Below are 1,992 nucleotides of genomic sequence, written 5' to 3' on the forward strand. Positions count from 1 at the left end.
TATCTTTTACATGACTGCCAAAACAGGAAGCATTTCTAAAGCGGCAAAAGAGTTATTTACTTCTCAGCCTGCTGTCAGTCAATCAATTAAACTGTTAGAGCAAAAGCTTGGCGGACAATTGTTTTTTCGGACTTCCAGGGGTGTTTCGTTGACTGCCGAAGGGGAGATATTTTTTCGCTATATTGAACAGGGATATCAGCTGATACAGACTGCCGAACATAAATTTCAGGAGATGCTGCAGCTAATGGCCGGGCAGATTCGTATTGGTGCGGGGGATACGCTGAGTAAATATTATTTGCTGCCTTATCTTGGCCAGTTTAACAAATGCCATCCGCAGATACACATACACGTAACTAATCAGACTACGTTTGAAATCCTTGATTTTCTTAAGGCGGGTAGGATCGACCTGGGTATTATAAATTTACCGATTGAGCCGGACAATACCATCGAAATCACCGAAACCCAACAGATCCAGGATTGCTTTGTTGCCGGACCTAAATTCAAGCATTTGCGTATAGGTGAAATTAGCTTACAGGAGTTAACGAAATATCCGATTATGGTATTGGAGAAGGGCGGTAATTCACGCGCTTTTCTGGAAAAGTACTGGAACGCCCATGGCTTGGTATTGCAGCCTGAGTTTGAATTAGGAACAATTGATTTGTTGATTCACTTTGCCAAAACCGGCTTAGGGATCTCCTGTGTGGTAAAGGATTTTATCGGAGAAGAACTGCAGAACGGGGAACTGTACGAAGTTAAGATGAAGGAACCAATTCCCAAACGGTCAATCGGTTTGGTGGTGTTGCGCGATGTCCCATTATCAACGGCTGCCCGGCAATTTGTCACACTTCTGACGGGCGATGGAAAGGCGAGTGTGAAAAATGGACGCTAATGTTAAATGGTATTTGGAGAAAAAAGTGGAAAGAACAATTGTGGGTTTGAAGAAGCATAATATGCAGGGGATTTATCTGGAGAATACGGTACAGCTCATGAATAAAATTGAAGAATTGATACCCGAAAATTCCCTTGTGGCGGTAGGCGATTCGATGACTCTTTTTGAAACAGGCGTCATTGAACGGTTGCGCAGTGGGAAATATCAGTTTCTCGATAAGTACGAACCTGGCCTTACCCGTATTGAAAAAGATCAGATCTACAGGCAGACGTTTTCCGCGGATACGTTTTTATGCAGTACAAATGCCTTAACGGAGACCGGCGAACTCTATAATATCGATGGAAACGGCAGCAGGGTTGCTGCGATGATTTATGGACCCAAACAGGTGATTATTGTCGCCGGAGTCAATAAAATTGTAAAAAATCTGGAAGAAGCGGAAATCAGGGTGAGAAATTACGCGGCACCGCTGGATGCCAAAAGATTAAATAAAAAAACACCGTGTACTACGGTTGGCTACTGTGTTGACTGCCAAAGTGAAGATCGAATCTGCAACGATTTTGTTGTGATTAAGCGGCAGTCTGATCCGAATCGGATCAAGGTAATCATTATGGGGGAAAGTTACGGTTATTAGTTCCCCGAAACGACTAATGCCATGAGAAAGTCTTACTTTACAAAGGCTACAGGGATTAAAGTTATATACAAAGAATTTAATGAAGATAATTATAAACAAGTCAGGGTGAGTTTATTGTGAACTTGAATCCGTTTTTTAAGCAAGTATACGATGTTGTCGAGCAAATACCTTGCGGCAGAGTGGCATCATATGGCCAGATCGCCCGGATGTTGGGACACCCTCGCGCGGCGCGTGTGGTCGGTTGGGCCATGCGTTGTTGCCCGGAGCATTTGCCGTGGCAGCGGGTCGTTATGGGAGACGGTTCCATTACCGGCGGCATGTATGCGAATATACGCAAGGCTCTTTTGGAAGCCGAAGGCGTAACTTTCCTAATGGACGGCCGCGTTGATATGAAGTCATGCAGCTGGCCTGACTGACTGCTAATCCAATATAAATGCTACTATGGATTTCTAAAGAACTCAAAGCTCATCAA

At 44.1% G+C, this 1,992-nt stretch carries 3 protein-coding genes; all 3 read left to right on the forward strand.

Annotated elements, in window-relative coordinates; genetic code table 11:
- Position 1 precedes the first annotated feature (1 nt).
- On the forward strand, positions 2–889 hold the full coding sequence (locus ALO_RS14180; protein WP_040293519.1) for a LysR substrate-binding domain-containing protein: 888 nt from the start codon (positions 2–4) through the stop codon (positions 887–889).
- Positions 879–1,520 carry a lactate utilization protein gene (locus ALO_RS14185; protein WP_004573510.1) on the forward strand — a complete coding sequence of 214 codons (642 nt, stop codon included), beginning with the start codon at positions 879–881 and terminating at the stop codon, positions 1,518–1,520. The genes ALO_RS14180 and ALO_RS14185 overlap by 11 nt, the downstream gene beginning before the upstream one ends.
- 122 nt (positions 1,521–1,642) lie before the next feature.
- Complete coding sequence (locus ALO_RS14190; RefSeq protein ID WP_040293520.1) at positions 1,643–1,936, forward strand: MGMT family protein; 294 nt, start codon at positions 1,643–1,645, stop codon at positions 1,934–1,936.
- Positions 1,937–1,992 lie beyond the last annotated feature (56 nt).

It is taken from the genome of Acetonema longum DSM 6540 (assembly GCF_000219125.1).
Lineage (GTDB): Bacteria > Bacillota > Negativicutes > Sporomusales > Acetonemataceae > Acetonema > Acetonema longum.

Coding starts and splice junctions, on each gene's coding strand:
- ALO_RS14185 (WP_004573510.1), top strand. CDS start 879: ATGGACGCTAATGTTAAATGGTATTTGGAGAAAAAAGTGGAAAGAACA.